A 16,509-nucleotide genomic window follows, 5' to 3' on the forward strand; every position below is an offset into this window, starting at 1 on the left:
TGAGCAACTTGTAGTTGCTGGATTATGTTGTACAAAATCATTGAAATTACTTCTCTGGAAACATTAGCCATTAGACACCAGGTTATGTGGCCAAACAAGCCATTAGATTATATAAAACTACCTAAAGACAACGAGGGAAGGCATTACGGTCTATTTTTAGAAGACCAATTAACATCAGTAATCTCTCTGTTCATAAATCATAAGGAAGCCCAATTTAGAAAATTTGCTACATTAGAAAGTCACCAAGGCAAGGGATATGGTAGTATATTATTAAATGAAATAATGCAAATAGCCGCTACAAAATCACTAACAAAAATCTGGTGTAATGCTAGGCAGAGCAAGACTAATTATTACACTAAATTCGGGATGAAAGTAACCAACAAAACTTATGTGAAAGGTGGAATAGATTTCGTGATTATGGAGAGAACTTTTTCTTAAACCAAATATAATATGGTTAGTTGTTGACTTTAATCAAGGATTATAATAAAGGTCTATTAAGCATACTAGCACAATAGATCAACTCCAAAATAGAATAGGTTAACAACGGTTCTCCTAAAAGCAAATACCTATTTAATTGCCTTTAAGCTATTAAATAGGTATTGTTCTAATTTAGTAAAGTATTTAAATTACTTTTTCCTCTTCATTAGTTCTGCTTCAATATCTTTTAGCGTAAATCCTTTTGCTTGTAATAACATTAAATAGTGAAATAATAAATCTGCGCTTTCATACAAGAACAGTTCATCATTATTATCCATTGCCTCTATAACAGTTTCAACAGCTTCCTCCCCTACTTTTTGGGCAACTTTGTTGATACCTTTCTTAAATAATGAAGCAACATAAGATGTACTGTCATCTGCAGTAGTTCTACGTTCTTCAATAGTGCTTTCCAATTCCGAGAAAAATCCAAAATTAGAATTATTATTTTCACTCCAACAAGTATCAGTACCTGTATGACACGTTGGACCAACTGGATTTACATTAATTAAAAGGGAATCGTTATCACAATCGTTTTTGATGGAGACCAAGTTTAAAAAGTTTCCACTTTCCTCTCCTTTTGTCCATAACCGCTGTTTTGAGCGACTAAAGAAAGTTACTTTTCCAGTATCGGTAGTCTTAGCTAATGCATCTGCATTCATATAACCAAGCATTAATACATTTTTAGTTCGTGCATCCTGTATGATTGCAGGTACTAATCCGTCACTCATTTTCTCCCAATTCGGTGTATTAAACTCCATATGTATTGTATTCTAATTTTATTTTTATTCTATTTTAAAATCGGTCACTGAGCGTAGCCGAAGTGACATTTCGTTTGTCAAAACTGTAAACTTGTACTGATATTGAACACTGCGACTGCCAACTGAAACTGAACACTGTAACTAAACCCTCACAGGAATCCCATTTCCTTGTAACTCAAGTTTCAATTCTTGTATACCAATTTCTTTGAAGTGAAAAACACTTGCTGCCAATGCTGCATCTGCTTTACCTTCTGTAAAAGTATCGCTAAAATGTTGTTTATTACCGGCTCCACCAGAAGCAATTATCGGAATATTTAATTCTGAAGATAATCTTGCTAAAGCTTCATTTGCAAATCCGTCTTTAGTACCGTCATTATCCATAGAAGTAAATAAAATTTCACCAGCTCCGCGTTCCTCAACTTCTTTTGCCCATTCAAATAATTTGCGCTCTGTAGGTACTTTTCCACCTACTAAATGGACTATCCACTCACCATCTATCTGTTTGGCGTCTATAGCAACTACAATACATTGCGAGCCAAATTTAGCAACCAGATCATTAATCAACTGCGGATTCTTTACTGCAGATGAATTGATGGAAACTTTATCCGCCCCGTTATGTAATAAAACATCAACGTCTTCAACAGATGATATTCCGCCACCAACAGTAAATGGTATATTTACCTTTTCCGCTACGCGATATACTAAGTCTGCCAAAGTTTTACGTTTTTGTTCCGTAGCAGAAATGTCCAAGAACACCAATTCATCTGCCCCTTCTCGGCTATAAATTTCAGCCAACTCAACAGGATCGCCAGCATCACGTAAATCAACGAAATTGACACCTTTTACGGTTCTACCATCTTTAATATCTAAACAAGGTATTATTCTTTTTGCTAACATATTGCCCCCTCTAGCTCCCCCAATAGGGGAGAATTAATACTCAAAATTTTATACATTTTCATAGTACTGTTATATTTGGTCAAGATAATCCCCCTTTGGGGGTTTGGGGGCCTATAATATTCAAATCGACCCCGTCATAAAATCCCAAATCCTTTTCTTTAATCAGTTTAACATAAAAAGCAATTTGACCGGTATGGTATGAAAAATGTTCAACGGCATGCATAATTGCACCAACCCCCGAAAAAGACATTCCTTGTACAGACCTAACTTTTATCAACTTATCGACTGTAGAATCGAATATGACCCGTTTTACGGAATCTACCGTATCTTCCAACTTATGTAATAACTCTGCTTTTGTTAGACCTGAATTAACAGAAAACTCTGCGTCTCTATCTCTATTATCTTCGATTTCACCGATAGAAGAAATTACATATTGCGTCATATTACCACATAGATGTAAAATAAGATTAGCCATACTGTTCAAAGAAGGGTTAGGCTTCTGCCAAATTTCTTCTTCTGAAATTTCAGCAAGACTTTTCTTAATCATGCGCGTGCTTTCGTCCATACGATACATGGCATTTTCAACAATTTCTTGTACTAATCGTTCTTCCTTATCCATTGTTTAAAATATACGATTCCAATTGCTTAAGACTGATTCTATTTTCATAAATCGCCTTACCGATGATAGTACCCTCACAACCCATTTCAGCCAGTTTTGGTAACTCGTCAAAAGTAGATATTCCGCCACTAGCTATTAGTTTTAATCCTGTATCTGTTGCACTTATAATTTTGGAATATAAGTCGAAAGACGGACCTTCTAGCATACCATCTTTACTAATATCTGTACAAATAACGTATTGTATTCCTTTTGCTTGGTACGATTGTATAAAGGGAATCAGTTCTTCCTTAGATTCCTCTAACCAACCGGATACAGCAACTTTTTCATCCATAGCGTCAGCTCCAAGAATAATTCTTTCTGAACCATGTTTTTGAATCCATCCCAAAAACGTATCTGAATCTTTGACCGCAATGCTACCACCAGTAACTTGCTTTGCGCCACTATCAAAAGCAATACGCAAATCATCATCAGTTTTTAATCCGCCTCCAAAATCAATATTCAAATTGGTTTGTGAAGCAATTTGCTCCAGTACTTTATGATTTACAATATGCTTTGATTTCGCACCATCTAAATCTACCAAGTGTAAATGTTGAATTCCGTGTGCTTCAAATTCTTTAGCTACCTCTAACGGGTTCTCATTATATATTTTTTTGGTATCGTAGTCTCCCTTAGAAAGGCGGACACATTTACCATCAATGATATCTATAGCAGGAATAATTCTCATTCTTTAATCTAAAATTTGTTTATCAACAGACATCCACAATGGTGAATCTCCTATTTTATTAAATCCGAAACGCTCATATAACAAATGGGCATCTTTAGTTTTTAATGCTAATGTTTTAAGTTTTTTAATGGTAGTATCTTCTAACATCGCTTTCACTAAAATCTTACCATAACCCTTACCTTGAAATTTATCTAGAATAATCACATCCATAAAATATCCGAAATAAATATAATCGGTGACTACTCTGGCAAAGCCAATTTGATCATTTTCTTTAGTGTATATTCCAAAACAGTAAGAGTTTTCAATCGTTGTTTTTACTTCTTCTAATGTTCTATTGTCTCCCCAATATGAATTAGCAATAAACTGTTGAATTGCATCTACATTGACAAGGTTTTTATCAGTTGAAATAAAATAATCTTGCTTCATTACATTTTTAAAAAATTCTCCAAAATCTTCTCCCCTACATCACTAGATTTCTCTGGGTGAAACTGAGTACCGTAAAAATTATCTTTTCTCAATGCAGCACTATAATCTAAACCATAAGTACATTCAGCAATTGTTTCAGAACACAATGGCGCATAAAAACTATGCACTAGATAAATATGCTCTTTTTCTTCAATACCATTAAATAATTCAGATTTCAAATTTGTAATCTGATTCCATCCAATCTGTGGAACCTTTACTGTATTATCAAACTTTACGACATCAACATCAAAAATTCCTAGGCCAGTAGTATTACCTTCCTCAGACGAATGACACATTAATTGCATACCTAAACAAATACCTAATACAGGCTGTTTTAAAGTCGGGATTACTTTGTCCAAACCACTGTTTAATAACATTTTCATGGCACTACTTGCCTCACCTACCCCTGGGAATATCACTTTATCGGCACGCTGTATTTCAGAAACATCATTGCTTAAAACAGATTCATAACCTAAGCGTTTAATTGCAAATTTGATACTCTGAATATTTCCTGCTCCGTAATTTATAATTACAATGCCCCCCCCGCCCCCAAAAGGGGTGCTAGTAGATGCTTTATTTTTTTCTGTATTCATAATATAAAACTTAAGAATTCCCCCTTTGGGGGTTAGGGGGCTTTTTACAATACTCCCTTTGTACTTGGCAACACCATTTTTTCAACATCTCTTTTTACCGCCATTTTTATGCTCTTTGCAAAGGCTTTGAAAATAGCTTCGATTTTATGATGCTCGTTGGTACCTTCTGCCTTTATATTTAAGTTTGCCTTAGCTCCGTCCGTGAACGATTTAAAGAAATGGTGAAACATCTCCGTAGGCATATCACCTACCATTTCACGATTAAAGTCTGCATCCCATACCAGCCAATTTCTACCACCAAAATCTATAGCGGATTGTGCTAAACAATCATCCATTGGCAAGCAGAATCCATATCGTTCTATACCTAGTTTGTTTCCTAAAGCCGAATGAAATACTTCACCTAGTGCAATGCCCGTATCCTCTATTGTATGATGTTCATCAACTTCTAAATCGCCATTCACTTTAATCATTAAATCCATTTGCCCATGACGAGCCAATTGATCCAGCATATGGTCAAAAAATGCCAATCCGGTTTTAATATCACTTTTACCTGTACCATCTAGATTTAGCTTGATAGCAATATCTGTCTCATTGGTTTTTCTATGAATTTCAGCCGTTCTATCATTCAACTTCAAGAATTCATAAATCTTCTCCCAATCATTGCTTTCAATAGCAATATGGCTATTTAATTCATCACGCTTAACCGTAATTTCCCCAGTACCCAAATTGGTTTCATCATTGATGAATATCCCTTTTGAACCTAAGTTTTTAGCCAATTCCATATCGGTTAATCGATCCCCGATAACAAAAGAATTTTCTAAATCATAACCATCCGAAAAATACTCGGTCAACAATCCAGTACCAGGTTTTCTAGTGTTGGCATTTTCATGCGGAAAAGTTCGATCAAGAAACACTTTTTCAAAAACGACACCTTCGTTTTCAAAAGATTTTAATATAAAATTATGAACTGGCCAAAAGGTGTCCTCAGGAAAAACATCTGTTCCTAATCCGTCTTGGTTGGTAATCATCACCAATTCATAGTCTAATTCTTTAGCAATTTTGCCTAGAAAAGTAAATGCTTTGGGGTAGAAAATCATTTTTTCAAATGCATCTATCTGCTCATCTACGGTTTCTTTGATGATGGTGCCATCTCTATCAATAAACAATACACGTTTTTTCATTTCATTTTCATATAAAAGTAAATACTAAGACAATTTGGAATTGTCTTTAGGACCTTCAATTGCTGTTTGCTCTTTTGATCCAAAAAAGAATTTCTTTGCTCCTGCAAATAGTGCTACTCCGCCAATTGCTATAAACTTCCAAAATTTAAGTATAAGTGCAAAAAAACCAGCTTTAGCCAAAATTTTACCAGCGATTAAACCTCCTATACCATAAGCCGCAACATCATCAAAATCTGGATCAAATTCAGAATACTTATATCCTGTATTAAATGATACACTACCTAAAATTGGATCTAAATTATTCTCAACATCTTCAAGTGTATCCATGTCACCAATTACGTTTAGGTTCATATACCCTTTTCTTCCCAAAACTCTAATATTATAATTTAAAGTGCTGGTTTCCTCTTCTTCAAAAAGTAATTCTTTTGCCCAATATAATTTCTTGTTTTCTGAATCATAGTAAGGTTTTGTAGCCCAACCTATTAAATCTACTGTAGGGTAACCCATACTAGATCTTTGCGGATTTGCTTCCTTGACATCATCCTGCATTTCACTTAACAAGTCATCATAATCCATGTCTTGTGCATCGTCATCCTCAATATATCCGTCCTCTGAATATGAAATTTCAATTGCATAACTAGTATTTACGGGAGTCTCATCCTCTTTAAGCAAAAGACCCATAACGGACTCATCTCTAGGGTTTCCCCATATATCTGAAAGTACTCTTTGTGCTTGTTCACTATCTAAAAACTTATAACCTTCTGGAACCATAATTTTGGCTACATCTCCGTTTAACATAGACCTATCATAGATATAGGTAAATGTATTTTCTACGCTATCAGAATACATTTTATAACTGATTAACGCCTCTGTTTCCTCGTCGCTTAAATTAAGACTATCTGCTATAAATTCTAGTCTTTCAACGTCTTGAGCGCGTGTTACACTAATTGTTAATACTAAGGCAATTAAATAAATGAACTTGCTTTTCATTGGTTTTGGTTTAAAGGTTATATCAAATTTAACGCCTTAGCAAGTGTTTTATTCTCTACAGCACTACCTACAGTAAACCGAAGTGTATTCTCACATAATGGTTGGGTGGTTCTATTTCTTACCACGACTCCTTTTTCCAATAATTGATCATATCTAAGTGAGGCATCATCTACTTTTGCCAAGATAAAATTGGCATCTGATGGATATATCTTTTCAACAAAAGAAACTGTTTTTAATGCCACTTCTAATTTTGCCCTTTCCGTTAAAATTTGACTCACTTCGTTGTTTACAGCATCTCTATCCAACACACGCAAAGTTGCTTTATCTTGCGTAAGTTGATTTACATTATAGGGAGGTTTAATTTTATTGACTACAGCAATAATTTCTGCGGATGCTATACAGATACCCAATCGTATACCAGCCATACCATAAGCCTTTGACAAAGTCTGTGTAATGATTAGATTTGGAAATTCAGATAGTTTAGAAGTCCAACTTTCTTCTGATGAAAAGTCAATATAGGCTTCATCAATGACTACTAGTCCATTAAATGAATTCAACAGCTCTTCTATTTTTTTTGTGGAGAAACTATTTCCAGTGGGATTGTTTGGAGAACATATAAACAATAGTTTGGAATTGCTATCAATCGTCTTTAATATCTCCTCAACGTTAGGCTGAAAATCATGTATCAATAAGACCTCTTTATTCTCAACCATATTAATACCAGAAAGTACCTTATACATTCCGTATGTTGGCGGCAAGGTGATAATATTATCTTGCTTAGGCTCACAGAAAGCCCTGAACAATAAATCTAAGACTTCATCGCTACCATTTCCTAAAAGAATATTTTCTTCTTTAATACCTTTCTGTTCCGCTAAAATAGCCTTTAGACCTCGCTGTTGAGGATCAGGGTATCTATTGACTCCATTTTCAAATGGATTCTCATTCGCATCCAAGAAAACCATTGTTGAACCATCTGAAACATATTCGTCACGTGCGGAGGAATAAGGACTTAAGCCTTTTACGTTTTCTCTTGTTATTTTATCTAAATTGAAACTCATCAGTTCAATATGGTGTTGGTCATTGAGCGTAGCTGAAATGACATTATTTTAAACTATTTAATCTTAAAGTAACTGCATTTTTATGAGCTTCTAGTCCTTCTGCTTCTGCCATCAGCTCTATAGCATTACCAATAGTTTGAATGCCTTCTTTTGTAATTTTTTGAAAAGTCATGCTTTTCATAAAACTATCTAAGTTAACACCGCTATACTGTTTGGCATAACCGTTAGTTGGTAACGTGTGATTAGTTCCTGAAGCATAATCTCCAGCACTTTCCGGTGTATAATTACCTATAAATACTGAACCTGCATTTTGAGTATTGTCAATATAAAAATCTTCATTTTCTACGCAAACAATGTAGTGTTCCGGTCCGTATTCATTAATCAAATCAATACCATCTTGATCATTATCAACATAAATCAATTTACTATTGTCAATTGCTTGTTTCGCTATTTCTTTACGTGGTAAATCTTCTAATTGCACAGCCACTTCTTTCTCCACAGCATCTATCATTTCTTTAGAGGTAGATACCAGAATAACCTGGCTATCTACACCGTGTTCAGCCTGACTCAACAAGTCAGAAGCAACAAATGCAGCGTTTGCAGTATCATCTGCCACGACAAGAAGTTCTGACGGACCTGCAGGCATATCTATAGCAACACCGTGTTTTGTTGCAATTTGCTTTGCTACGGTTACATATTGATTCCCTGGTCCAAATATTTTATATACCTGTGGTATAGTGTCCGTACCGAAAGTCATTCCAGCAATTGCCTGAATTCCCCCCACTTTTACAATTTTTGTTACCCCGCATAAATCTGCCGTATATAAAATAGCCGGATTCAATTTCCCTTCCTTATCTGGAGGAGAACATAATACTATCTCATTACAACCTGCAATTGTAGCCGGAACTGCCAACATTAAGATAGTTGAAAATAAAGGAGCGGTTCCACCAGGTATATACAGACCCACTTTTTGAATCGGTCTTTTTTCTTGCCAACAAGAAACTCCCGGTGCAGTCTCAATTTCAATACGACCCGTTTTTTGAGCGGTATGAAAAACTTCAATATTAGATTTCGCCAATTGAATAGCGGCTTTCAAATCCTCAGAAACTAAAGTTTTAGCTTCTTCAACTTCATCATCTGAAACCAATAGATTATCTAAGTTTACCTTATCAAATTGTGCCGTATATTTCTTTAATGTATCATCACCATTACTGGCAACCTCTTTGAAAATACCATTCACCAATCCTTCAATATCGGCAACGGTTTGGGTAGGTCTCCTTAAGACTTCTTTCCAATCTGCTCTCTCTGGATTATATATTTTGTTCATTTCTTTAACTAGCTAAAAGCTTAATTACAATACCATTTTCTCAATTGGGCAAACAAGAATACCTTCTGCACCTGCTTTCTTCAACTCGTCAATTACTTCCCAGAATTTATCTTTATTGATTACAGTATGCACTGAGCTCCAACCTTCATCAGCCAATGGCAATACTGTAGGGCTACGCATACCCGGTAATAGTTTAATAATTTCATCTAACTTATCGTTAGGTGCATTTAGTAGTACATATTTAGAACCTCTAGCACGTAATACCGATTGAATTCTAAATTGTAATTTTTCAAGCAATACCTTTCGCTCAGAAGAAATTTTTGGAGAGACCGCAAGAACAGCTTCACTAGTAAGCATTACTTCCACCTCTTTCAAGTTATTTTTAAACAGGGTGCTACCACTAGAAACGATATCGCAAATAGCATCTGCAAGTCCGATATTTGGTGCAATCTCAACAGAACCGTTAATAATATGTAAATCTGCGGTAACCCCTTTCTCTTTCAAATAATTAAGTACTGTATTCGGATAAGAAGTTGCAATACGTTTTCCTTCAAAATCTTGAACAGAATTATACTTTACTGATTTTGGCACTGCCAAGGACACTTTACATTTAGAAAATCCAAGTCTTTCTGCAATAGAAATATCTTCACCTTTTTCAATTAAGACGTTTTCTCCAATAATGGCAATATCTACTACTCCGTCTCTCAGATACTGAGGTATATCTCCGTTTCTTAAATAAAATACTTCGATAGGGAAATTTCTAGAAGATGCTTTTAATTGATCCTTTCCGTTATCTATGGAAATACCGCAGTCTTTTAAAATTTGAAGGGATTCCTCATTTAATCTTCCCGATTTCTGAATAGCAATTCTAATTTTAGTCATTTTCTTTATTTAATGCTTGGCGGCAACCAAAAGAGATTTAAATACAAAACCCGTTTGATTGCTCAAACGGGTTTTTAAAATATGTTGTTCTACTACAATACATTCCTACCTCGCCTGAGCGTAAATATGGAAATGATGATGTGTAGTTCTATTTTTCATTATACTGTAAAAGTAAAAGGTATTTTTCATTTCACAAAACAAAAGTTTAAAATGAAACAAAAATAATTAAGTCCGTGTTTTAGTTATTCCCTAAAATTAAAGGAAGACCAGATTCGCCACCACCTACTACAATCACTTTAGAATTAGGGGATTCAGACAATTTTAATGTTGCATCAATACCTTTATCTTGAAGAATTTTATCAGTTAACGACGCACTTAAAATTCTGTTCGCATCTGCCTTACCTTGGGCTTCAATAGTTACTTTTTCAGCTTCTTTCTTAGCGGTAACCAAACGGAACTCATATTCTAAAGACTCTTGCTCTTGCTTCAATTTTCTTTCAATAGCATCCTTAATAGTTGGCGGTAAAGTAACATCTCTAACCAAAATCTCATTCAATTGAATATACTCACGCTCAACAATTTTCTGAGTTTCATCAAATATTTCTTGCTGAATAGCATCTCTTTTACTAGAATATAATTGCTCTGGCGTATAACGACCAACTACGGAACGCGCAGCCGATCTAATTGTAGGCAATAAAACACGCTGTACATAATCTTCACCCTTTTCTTGGTGTAGTTTACCTAAATCATTTCTAATTGGTTCAAACCAAGCTGAAGCTTCTAATTTAATATCCAGTCCGTTACTAGAAAGAACATTCATTTTTTCTAATACTTCTTGTTGTCTTACTTCATATATAAAAACCTTGTTCCAGGGAGCAACTATATGAAACCCTTCTCCCATTGGCGGCTCATCTGTAACCACACCATCACCAAAAGTTTTATACAAGACCCCTGCTTGACCGGAGTCTATTGTAACTGTTGATTTTGAAATTGCAATTACTACTACAATAAAAATAAATATTGCGGGCAACGCAATCTTAGGTAACTTATCCATTAGTGTTTATTTAAATTAATCCGTTATATTTTCTGATAAACCATTCTGCTACAAAGGCAAAAACTATAAGCCCTAATAGCAGTTTAAAATCAATCAAAGATACGATATTTTCAGTGCTTTTCTCTGTTGGCACGTACGCATCATTTTCTTTCAAGTCTTGTAGTAGCCCATTTATCTGAGAAGGATAAAACAACTTACCACCTGTACTTACTGCCAGTTTTTCCATTTTTTCATTATCGCTAGATACAAATTGATTTTCCATTTCAAACTCAGAAATGACAAATCTGCCCGACACTGACTTCGCTTCTTTTTCTACGGAAACAACAAATTCATAAGAACCTGCAATTAAGTTAGAAAGGTCAGCTTCAAAATATCCGTTCTTTAAAACCATTGGGTTCGTTTGAACGTTTTTGGATGATGTATTGGTTACTTTAATAGTAACTTTTGCGTTTGGATCAAATAGAAATACCTCATCAAAATAAGTCGCAGTAATTACTGTATTGCTACTACCCTCGTATACTTTTTCATAATCGACATTCAATCTCGTCTTATTTTTAGAACTGGTTAAGTAGCGAATTAAGTTCCCGATAAATTCATCGAAATAGACAAAATCATTTGCATTCCTATATGTTTGCATTCTCCATTTCCATAGGTTCTCACCTATAAAAAATGCCTGTTTCCCAGCATTTTGCTCCATAACGCCCATTAGTGGTTGTTGCACATCAAGTCCTTTAATTTGAGTACCTAACAAAGTTTCATAGGGCGTAGTTATCAAAATAGGACCGGCATCACTTTCTAACGGAGGAAAATCAGTAAGGTTAAACTTAGAGATATCGTATTTGGTAAAACCATTATTTAGCAACCCGAACACTTCTTGTTCAGGATAACCATTTTCTATTTCAAAGCCAACATTGCTGTCGTTCAAAAATGAATAATCTGTTTGCGTACCAGTAATAATAAATGTGTTGGCATTTTTACTTTTAGCAAATGTGAATGAATTTTTGAACCTAATGGTAGGCTGATAAAATATAAATAAGTCAATTTCTTCTAAAGAACTGTTTGGTGTGCTTGATTTAAAAATAGTTACTTCTCGCTGTTCATTACTTTCAATTGCCTTTTTAAGCGCACCCAAGTCTGGATGTACAATATCGGATATTAAGGCAATCTTAGTTTTTTCATCTATAACCTCAATACTTGTACTTCTACGGTTATTTTCAATATTTCGCTCTTCTGGTAATTTAGTTACTTCAACAATTAGATTTTTTATTCCAACGGAGTTAGCATCGACTTCAATGTTAATCGTTTTAAAATTAGCCTGAGCGTCTAATCTTAGGTTTTCTTTATGCACAACTTTGTCATTCATTTTTACCGATACAGTTGCCGATACTGGCGTATTCCCTTGGTATGAAATGTATGATTCTAAAGGAAATTTGTTTTTTAGAAATGCATATTTATTTGTTAGAATTGGACCGACCGAAATATCTTTATACTTGGTGGTATCCCCTAAGACCATAGCATAAATAGTATTATTTTGATCTGCTTTTAAATAACTATAATCCTCACCAACGGTTTGGTTACCGTCTGATAGTAATATGGTTACAGTTTGCTCACGAGCATAAATATCTTTTAAAGCCGAAAGGGATTTGGAAATATTAGTATTCTTATCAGTAAAAGAAAGACTATCAAGAATATCTAACTTGGACCCAAATTTATAGGATGCAATTTTAAATCTGTCCGTAACTTCTTTAGCATCTTTTAATTTAGAAATTAAACGTTGTAATTCATTTTCGCTCTCAGAAATAGAAGTGGAATTATCAGCTAGAATAACCAAATTAGGTTTTTCTAATGTATATGATTTTTGCGAAAACTTAGGATTTATAAGAAGTAACAGTAATCCGAAAACACCAACAAAACGCAAAAAGGCTAAAAGCCAGTAAATATTGCTTTTAGCCTTCTGCTTATATATGTACTGAAAAACAACGATACCCAGTGCTACTATCGCAGCAAGAATAATATACAATACCGTTATGCTCTCCATGTATGTTATAAAGTTGAACTTAAAAAAGGAACAATATACTCTTGTTCCATAGAAAATCTATGTTGACTTAGGTTAACATACCACCATCAACATTCAATACTTGACCAGTAACATAGCTAGACAAATCTGATGCAAAATAAAGACACGCATTTGCGATATCTTCAGTAGTCCCACCTCTTTTTAATGGAATACCATCTCTCCATCCTTGAACAGTCTTTTCATCAAGCTTATCTGTCATTTCAGTTTCAATGAAACCTGGAGCAATGGCGTTACATCTAATATTTCTAGAACCTAATTCCAAAGCTACAGATTTTGTAAATCCGATCATACCTGCCTTAGAAGCTGCATAATTTGTCTGACCCGCATTACCTTTAACACCTACAACACTACTCATATTGATAATTGAGCCTTTACGTTGTTTCAACAAAGTTCTTTGTACAGCCTTGGTCATATTAAAAACAGACTTCAAATTAATATCGATTACGGCATCAAAATCAGCTTCAGACATACGCATAAGAAGGTTATCTTTTGTAATACCTGCATTATTGATTAATACATCTATTCTTCCGTCAAAATCTTCTAAAACTTTAGCAACTAATTCTTCAGCTTCTTGAAAACTAGCAGCATTACTTCTATAAGCCTTTGCTTTAACCGCCTTTGCTATCAATTGTTTTTCCAATTCTAAAGCCGGAGCTTCACTTGAGCTATATGTAAATGCAACATTTGCACCATGATCGGCAAATACTTGGGCAATACCCATACCAATTCCTCTACTTGCTCCTGTTATGATGACGTTTTTATCTTCTAATAATTTCATAAGTCCGTTATTTAAAACCGAAGTTTACCAAATATACCTTTTGTTTAATTTATAGGCTAAAAAAAATCCCGCTATAAACGGGATTTTATATGAAAAATATGAGTTATTAACCCATTACTTCTTTTACTTTCAAACCAATTTCAGCAGGAGAATCTACTACGTGAATACCACAATCTCTCATAATTTGCTTCTTAGCTTGAGCGGTATCATCGCTACCACCAACAATAGCACCTGCGTGACCCATTGTTCTACCTGCAGGAGCAGTTTCACCAGCAATAAAACCAACAACTGGTTTTTTGCTTCCGCTAGCTTTGTACCATTGTGCAGCATCCGCTTCCAATTGACCACCAATTTCACCGATCATAACCACACATTCGGTTGCAGGGTCATTGATTAAAAGCTCAACAGCTTCTTTGGTAGTTGTTCCAATAATTGGATCACCACCAATACCTATTGCAGTTGTAATACCTAAACCTTGACGTACTACTTGATCAGCAGCCTCGTAAGTCAATGTACCAGATTTAGAAACGATACCTACATTACCTTCTTTGAAAACAAAACCTGGCATAATACCAACTTTAGCTTCACCCGGAGTAATAACACCAGGACAGTTAGGACCGATTAAACGACAATCTCTATTTTTAATATAGTTGGCAACCTTCACCATATCAGCAACAGGAATACCTTCTGTAATTGTAATAATAACTTTAATACCAGCTTCGGCAGCCTCCATTATTGCGTCTGCCGCAAATGCTGGCGGAACAAAAATGATAGTAGTATCTGCACCAACTTTCTCAACAGATTCAGCAACCGTATTAAAAACTGGTTTACCTAAATGCTCTTGCCCTCCTTTACCCGGAGTAACACCACCTACGATATTAGTACCGTACTCAATCATCTGTCCAGCATGGAAAGTACCTTCACTACCAGTGAAACCTTGTACGATTATTTTTGAATCTTTATTAACTAATACGCTCATACTACTGTAGTTTTATTTTTTTTGTTAGAACAAAAATATAAGTTGTTAATGAATTTTAAAGCATTAACGGACTTATTTATTATCCATTTTTTTAATTATTTGTGGAATTTGCTTCAAATAAGCCAATTGTTTCAATTTTTCTCTTGATTCTTCAATAGGAGTACCAAAATAACTCTTGCCACCCTTCACGGATTTTGTAACTCCTGTCTGCCCCATTATTACAGCTTTAGCACCAATAGTTATTCCGCTATTGGTACCCACTTGACCCCATAAGGTAACTTCATCTTCAATAATAACACAACCAGCAATACCCGTTTGTGAGGCTATTAAACACTTTTCTCCTATAACGGTATCATGACCAACATGAACTTGATTATCCAATTTTGTTCCAAAGCCAATGGTGGTATCACCTGTAACACCTCTATCAATTGTGCAAAGGGCACCTATATCAACATTGTCTTTTAAGACAACCCTTCCTCCAGAAATTAATTTATCGAATCCCTCTGGTCGCTTTTTATAATAAAATGCATCGGCACCTAAAACACTACCAGCATGTATGGTCACATTATTACCAACAATACAATTATCATAAATAGTTACATTAGAATGAATTAGGCAATTATCACCTATTTCAACATTATTCCCAATAAATGCATTTGGTTGAATCACTGTGTCTTTACCAATTTTTGCAGTTGCAGCAATTGTTTGACTGCTAGGTACAAAAGGCTGAAAGAAAGTCGTCAATTTATTAAAATCCCTAAACGGATCATCAGAAATTAATAAAGCTTTACCCTTAGGGCATTCTACATTTTTATTGATTAAGATAACCGTTGCCTTAGACTCTAATGCCTTATCATAATACTTAGGATGATCTACAAATACGATATCTCCAGATTCTACAACATGAATCTCGTTCATTCCCAATACAGGAAAATCATCATGTCCAACATAATCGCTAGATATAATATCTGCGATTTGTTTTAACGAAAAAGTAGTCGGGAATTTCAATTGACTGTCTTATGTCTAATTAGTGAATTATAAAAAATAGCCCTACTCCTTAACACGTTCCATATAAGAACCGGTAGCAGTATCTATTTTAACCTTATCACCTTCGTTTATAAATAAAGGAACATTTACCTCTGCTCCTGTTTCTACCGTTGCAGGTTTTGTAGCATTTGTTGCCGTATTCCCTTTTACACCAGGTTCAGTATATGTAATTTCTAGAATTACACTAGCGGGCATATCAACTGATAAAGGCATACTATCTTCTGTATTGAACATAATCTTAACCACTTCACCTTCTTTTAAAAGTCCCGGTGCATCAAGAGAGCTCTCTTGCAATGTAATTTGATTATAATCGTCCGTATTCATGAAGTGATATGTTTCTCCTTCAGGATATAGGTATTGATAAGAACGTGTTTCTACACGAACATCTTCAATTTTATGACCTGCAGAAAAAGTATTATCCAATACTTTACCAGAGGTAACACTTTTTAATTTTGTACGAACAAAGGCAGGACCTTTACCCGGTTTTACGTGTAAAAATTCAATTATTTTGTAGATATCATTGTTATATCTAATACATAATCCTTTTCGTATATCTGATGTGGATGCCATTCGTAATGAGTATTAATATAGTTAACTTAAGTT

18 protein-coding genes are annotated in these 16,509 nt (G+C 34.8%); 1 reads left to right on the forward strand and 17 read right to left on the reverse strand.

Going from position 1 to position 16,509, the window contains the following annotated elements; translation table 11 throughout:
- Nucleotides 1-24: 24 nt before the first annotated feature.
- A complete protein-coding gene (locus ACJJVP_RS15340; RefSeq protein WP_405414933.1) occupies nucleotides 25-438 on the forward strand; it encodes a GNAT family N-acetyltransferase in 414 nt (137 codons plus the stop codon).
- A gap of 188 nt (nucleotides 439-626) precedes the next feature.
- On the opposite strand, the gene hisIE is transcribed toward ACJJVP_RS15340, so the two are convergent.
- The 17 genes from hisIE to efp all read right to left on the reverse strand — a co-directional run bounded on the left by hisIE (nucleotide 627) and on the right by efp (nucleotide 16,476).
- Nucleotides 627-1,235: a bifunctional phosphoribosyl-AMP cyclohydrolase/phosphoribosyl-ATP diphosphatase HisIE gene (gene hisIE, locus ACJJVP_RS15345; protein ID WP_405414935.1), complete on the reverse strand. Its 609-nt coding sequence runs from the start codon at nucleotides 1,233-1,235 to the stop codon at nucleotides 627-629.
- A 141-nt stretch (nucleotides 1,236-1,376) separates the two neighbouring features.
- Entirely contained in the window at nucleotides 1,377-2,132 is a 756-nt protein-coding gene (hisF, locus tag ACJJVP_RS15350) for an imidazole glycerol phosphate synthase subunit HisF (protein WP_405414936.1), read from the reverse strand.
- 79 nt (nucleotides 2,133-2,211) lie between these two features.
- Complete coding sequence (locus tag ACJJVP_RS15355) at nucleotides 2,212-2,751, reverse strand: DinB family protein (protein WP_405414937.1); 540 nt, start codon at nucleotides 2,749-2,751, stop codon at nucleotides 2,212-2,214.
- Entirely contained in the window at nucleotides 2,744-3,475 is a 732-nt protein-coding gene (gene hisA / locus ACJJVP_RS15360; protein WP_405414940.1) for a 1-(5-phosphoribosyl)-5-[(5-phosphoribosylamino)methylideneamino]imidazole-4-carboxamide isomerase, read from the reverse strand. Before hisA ends, ACJJVP_RS15355 begins: the two co-directional genes overlap by 8 nt.
- 3 nt (nucleotides 3,476-3,478) lie before the next feature.
- Nucleotides 3,479-3,901 (reverse strand): GNAT family N-acetyltransferase, encoded by a 423-nt coding sequence (locus ACJJVP_RS15365; protein WP_303600585.1) that lies wholly within the window; start codon nucleotides 3,899-3,901, stop codon nucleotides 3,479-3,481.
- Nucleotides 3,901-4,533: an imidazole glycerol phosphate synthase subunit HisH gene (gene hisH, locus ACJJVP_RS15370; RefSeq protein ID WP_405414942.1), complete on the reverse strand. Its 633-nt coding sequence runs from the start codon at nucleotides 4,531-4,533 to the stop codon at nucleotides 3,901-3,903. Before hisH ends, ACJJVP_RS15365 begins: the two co-directional genes overlap by 1 nt.
- 44 nt (nucleotides 4,534-4,577) lie before the next feature.
- Complete coding sequence (hisB, locus tag ACJJVP_RS15375) at nucleotides 4,578-5,714, reverse strand: bifunctional histidinol-phosphatase/imidazoleglycerol-phosphate dehydratase HisB (protein ID WP_405414944.1); 1,137 nt, start codon at nucleotides 5,712-5,714, stop codon at nucleotides 4,578-4,580.
- Nucleotides 5,715-5,738: 24 nt separating this feature from the next.
- A complete protein-coding gene (locus ACJJVP_RS15380; protein WP_036154222.1) occupies nucleotides 5,739-6,704 on the reverse strand; it encodes a DUF2167 domain-containing protein in 966 nt (321 codons plus the stop codon).
- Nucleotides 6,705-6,721: 17 nt separating this feature from the next.
- A complete protein-coding gene (gene hisC / locus ACJJVP_RS15385; protein WP_405414946.1) occupies nucleotides 6,722-7,762 on the reverse strand; it encodes a histidinol-phosphate transaminase in 1,041 nt (346 codons plus the stop codon).
- A 43-nt stretch (nucleotides 7,763-7,805) separates the two neighbouring features.
- Nucleotides 7,806-9,089, reverse strand: a complete 1,284-nt coding sequence (gene hisD, locus ACJJVP_RS15390; protein WP_405414947.1) for a histidinol dehydrogenase — start codon at nucleotides 9,087-9,089, stop codon at nucleotides 7,806-7,808.
- Nucleotides 9,090-9,113: 24 nt separating this feature from the next.
- A complete protein-coding gene (gene hisG, locus ACJJVP_RS15395) occupies nucleotides 9,114-9,971 on the reverse strand; it encodes an ATP phosphoribosyltransferase (protein ID WP_405414950.1) in 858 nt (285 codons plus the stop codon).
- Between the two features lie 238 nt (nucleotides 9,972-10,209).
- Nucleotides 10,210-11,025 carry a prohibitin family protein gene (locus tag ACJJVP_RS15400; protein WP_405414953.1) on the reverse strand — a complete coding sequence of 272 codons (816 nt, stop codon included), beginning with the start codon at nucleotides 11,023-11,025 and terminating at the stop codon, nucleotides 10,210-10,212.
- Nucleotides 11,026-11,035: 10 nt separating this feature from the next.
- The gene (locus tag ACJJVP_RS15405) at nucleotides 11,036-13,063 is read right to left on the reverse strand and encodes a VWA domain-containing protein (protein ID WP_405414956.1); all 2,028 of its coding nucleotides are present in this window, start codon (nucleotides 13,061-13,063) and stop codon (nucleotides 11,036-11,038) included.
- A 67-nt stretch (nucleotides 13,064-13,130) separates the two neighbouring features.
- Complete coding sequence (gene fabG / locus ACJJVP_RS15410) at nucleotides 13,131-13,880, reverse strand: 3-oxoacyl-[acyl-carrier-protein] reductase (protein WP_405414957.1); 750 nt, start codon at nucleotides 13,878-13,880, stop codon at nucleotides 13,131-13,133.
- Nucleotides 13,881-13,986: 106 nt separating this feature from the next.
- On the reverse strand, nucleotides 13,987-14,859 hold the full coding sequence (sucD, locus tag ACJJVP_RS15415; protein WP_036154207.1) for a succinate--CoA ligase subunit alpha: 873 nt from the start codon (nucleotides 14,857-14,859) through the stop codon (nucleotides 13,987-13,989).
- 72 nt (nucleotides 14,860-14,931) lie between these two features.
- Nucleotides 14,932-15,867 (reverse strand): UDP-3-O-(3-hydroxymyristoyl)glucosamine N-acyltransferase, encoded by a 936-nt coding sequence (locus tag ACJJVP_RS15420; RefSeq protein WP_036154205.1) that lies wholly within the window; start codon nucleotides 15,865-15,867, stop codon nucleotides 14,932-14,934.
- 42 nt (nucleotides 15,868-15,909) lie between these two features.
- Complete coding sequence (gene efp / locus ACJJVP_RS15425) at nucleotides 15,910-16,476, reverse strand: elongation factor P (protein WP_405414960.1); 567 nt, start codon at nucleotides 16,474-16,476, stop codon at nucleotides 15,910-15,912.
- Nucleotides 16,477-16,509: the final 33 nt, after the last annotated feature.

Origin of the sequence: Maribacter sp. Asnod1-A12, assembly GCF_045063735.1 — a bacterium.
In the GTDB taxonomy this organism is placed as follows: Bacteria; Bacteroidota; Bacteroidia; order Flavobacteriales; family Flavobacteriaceae; genus Maribacter.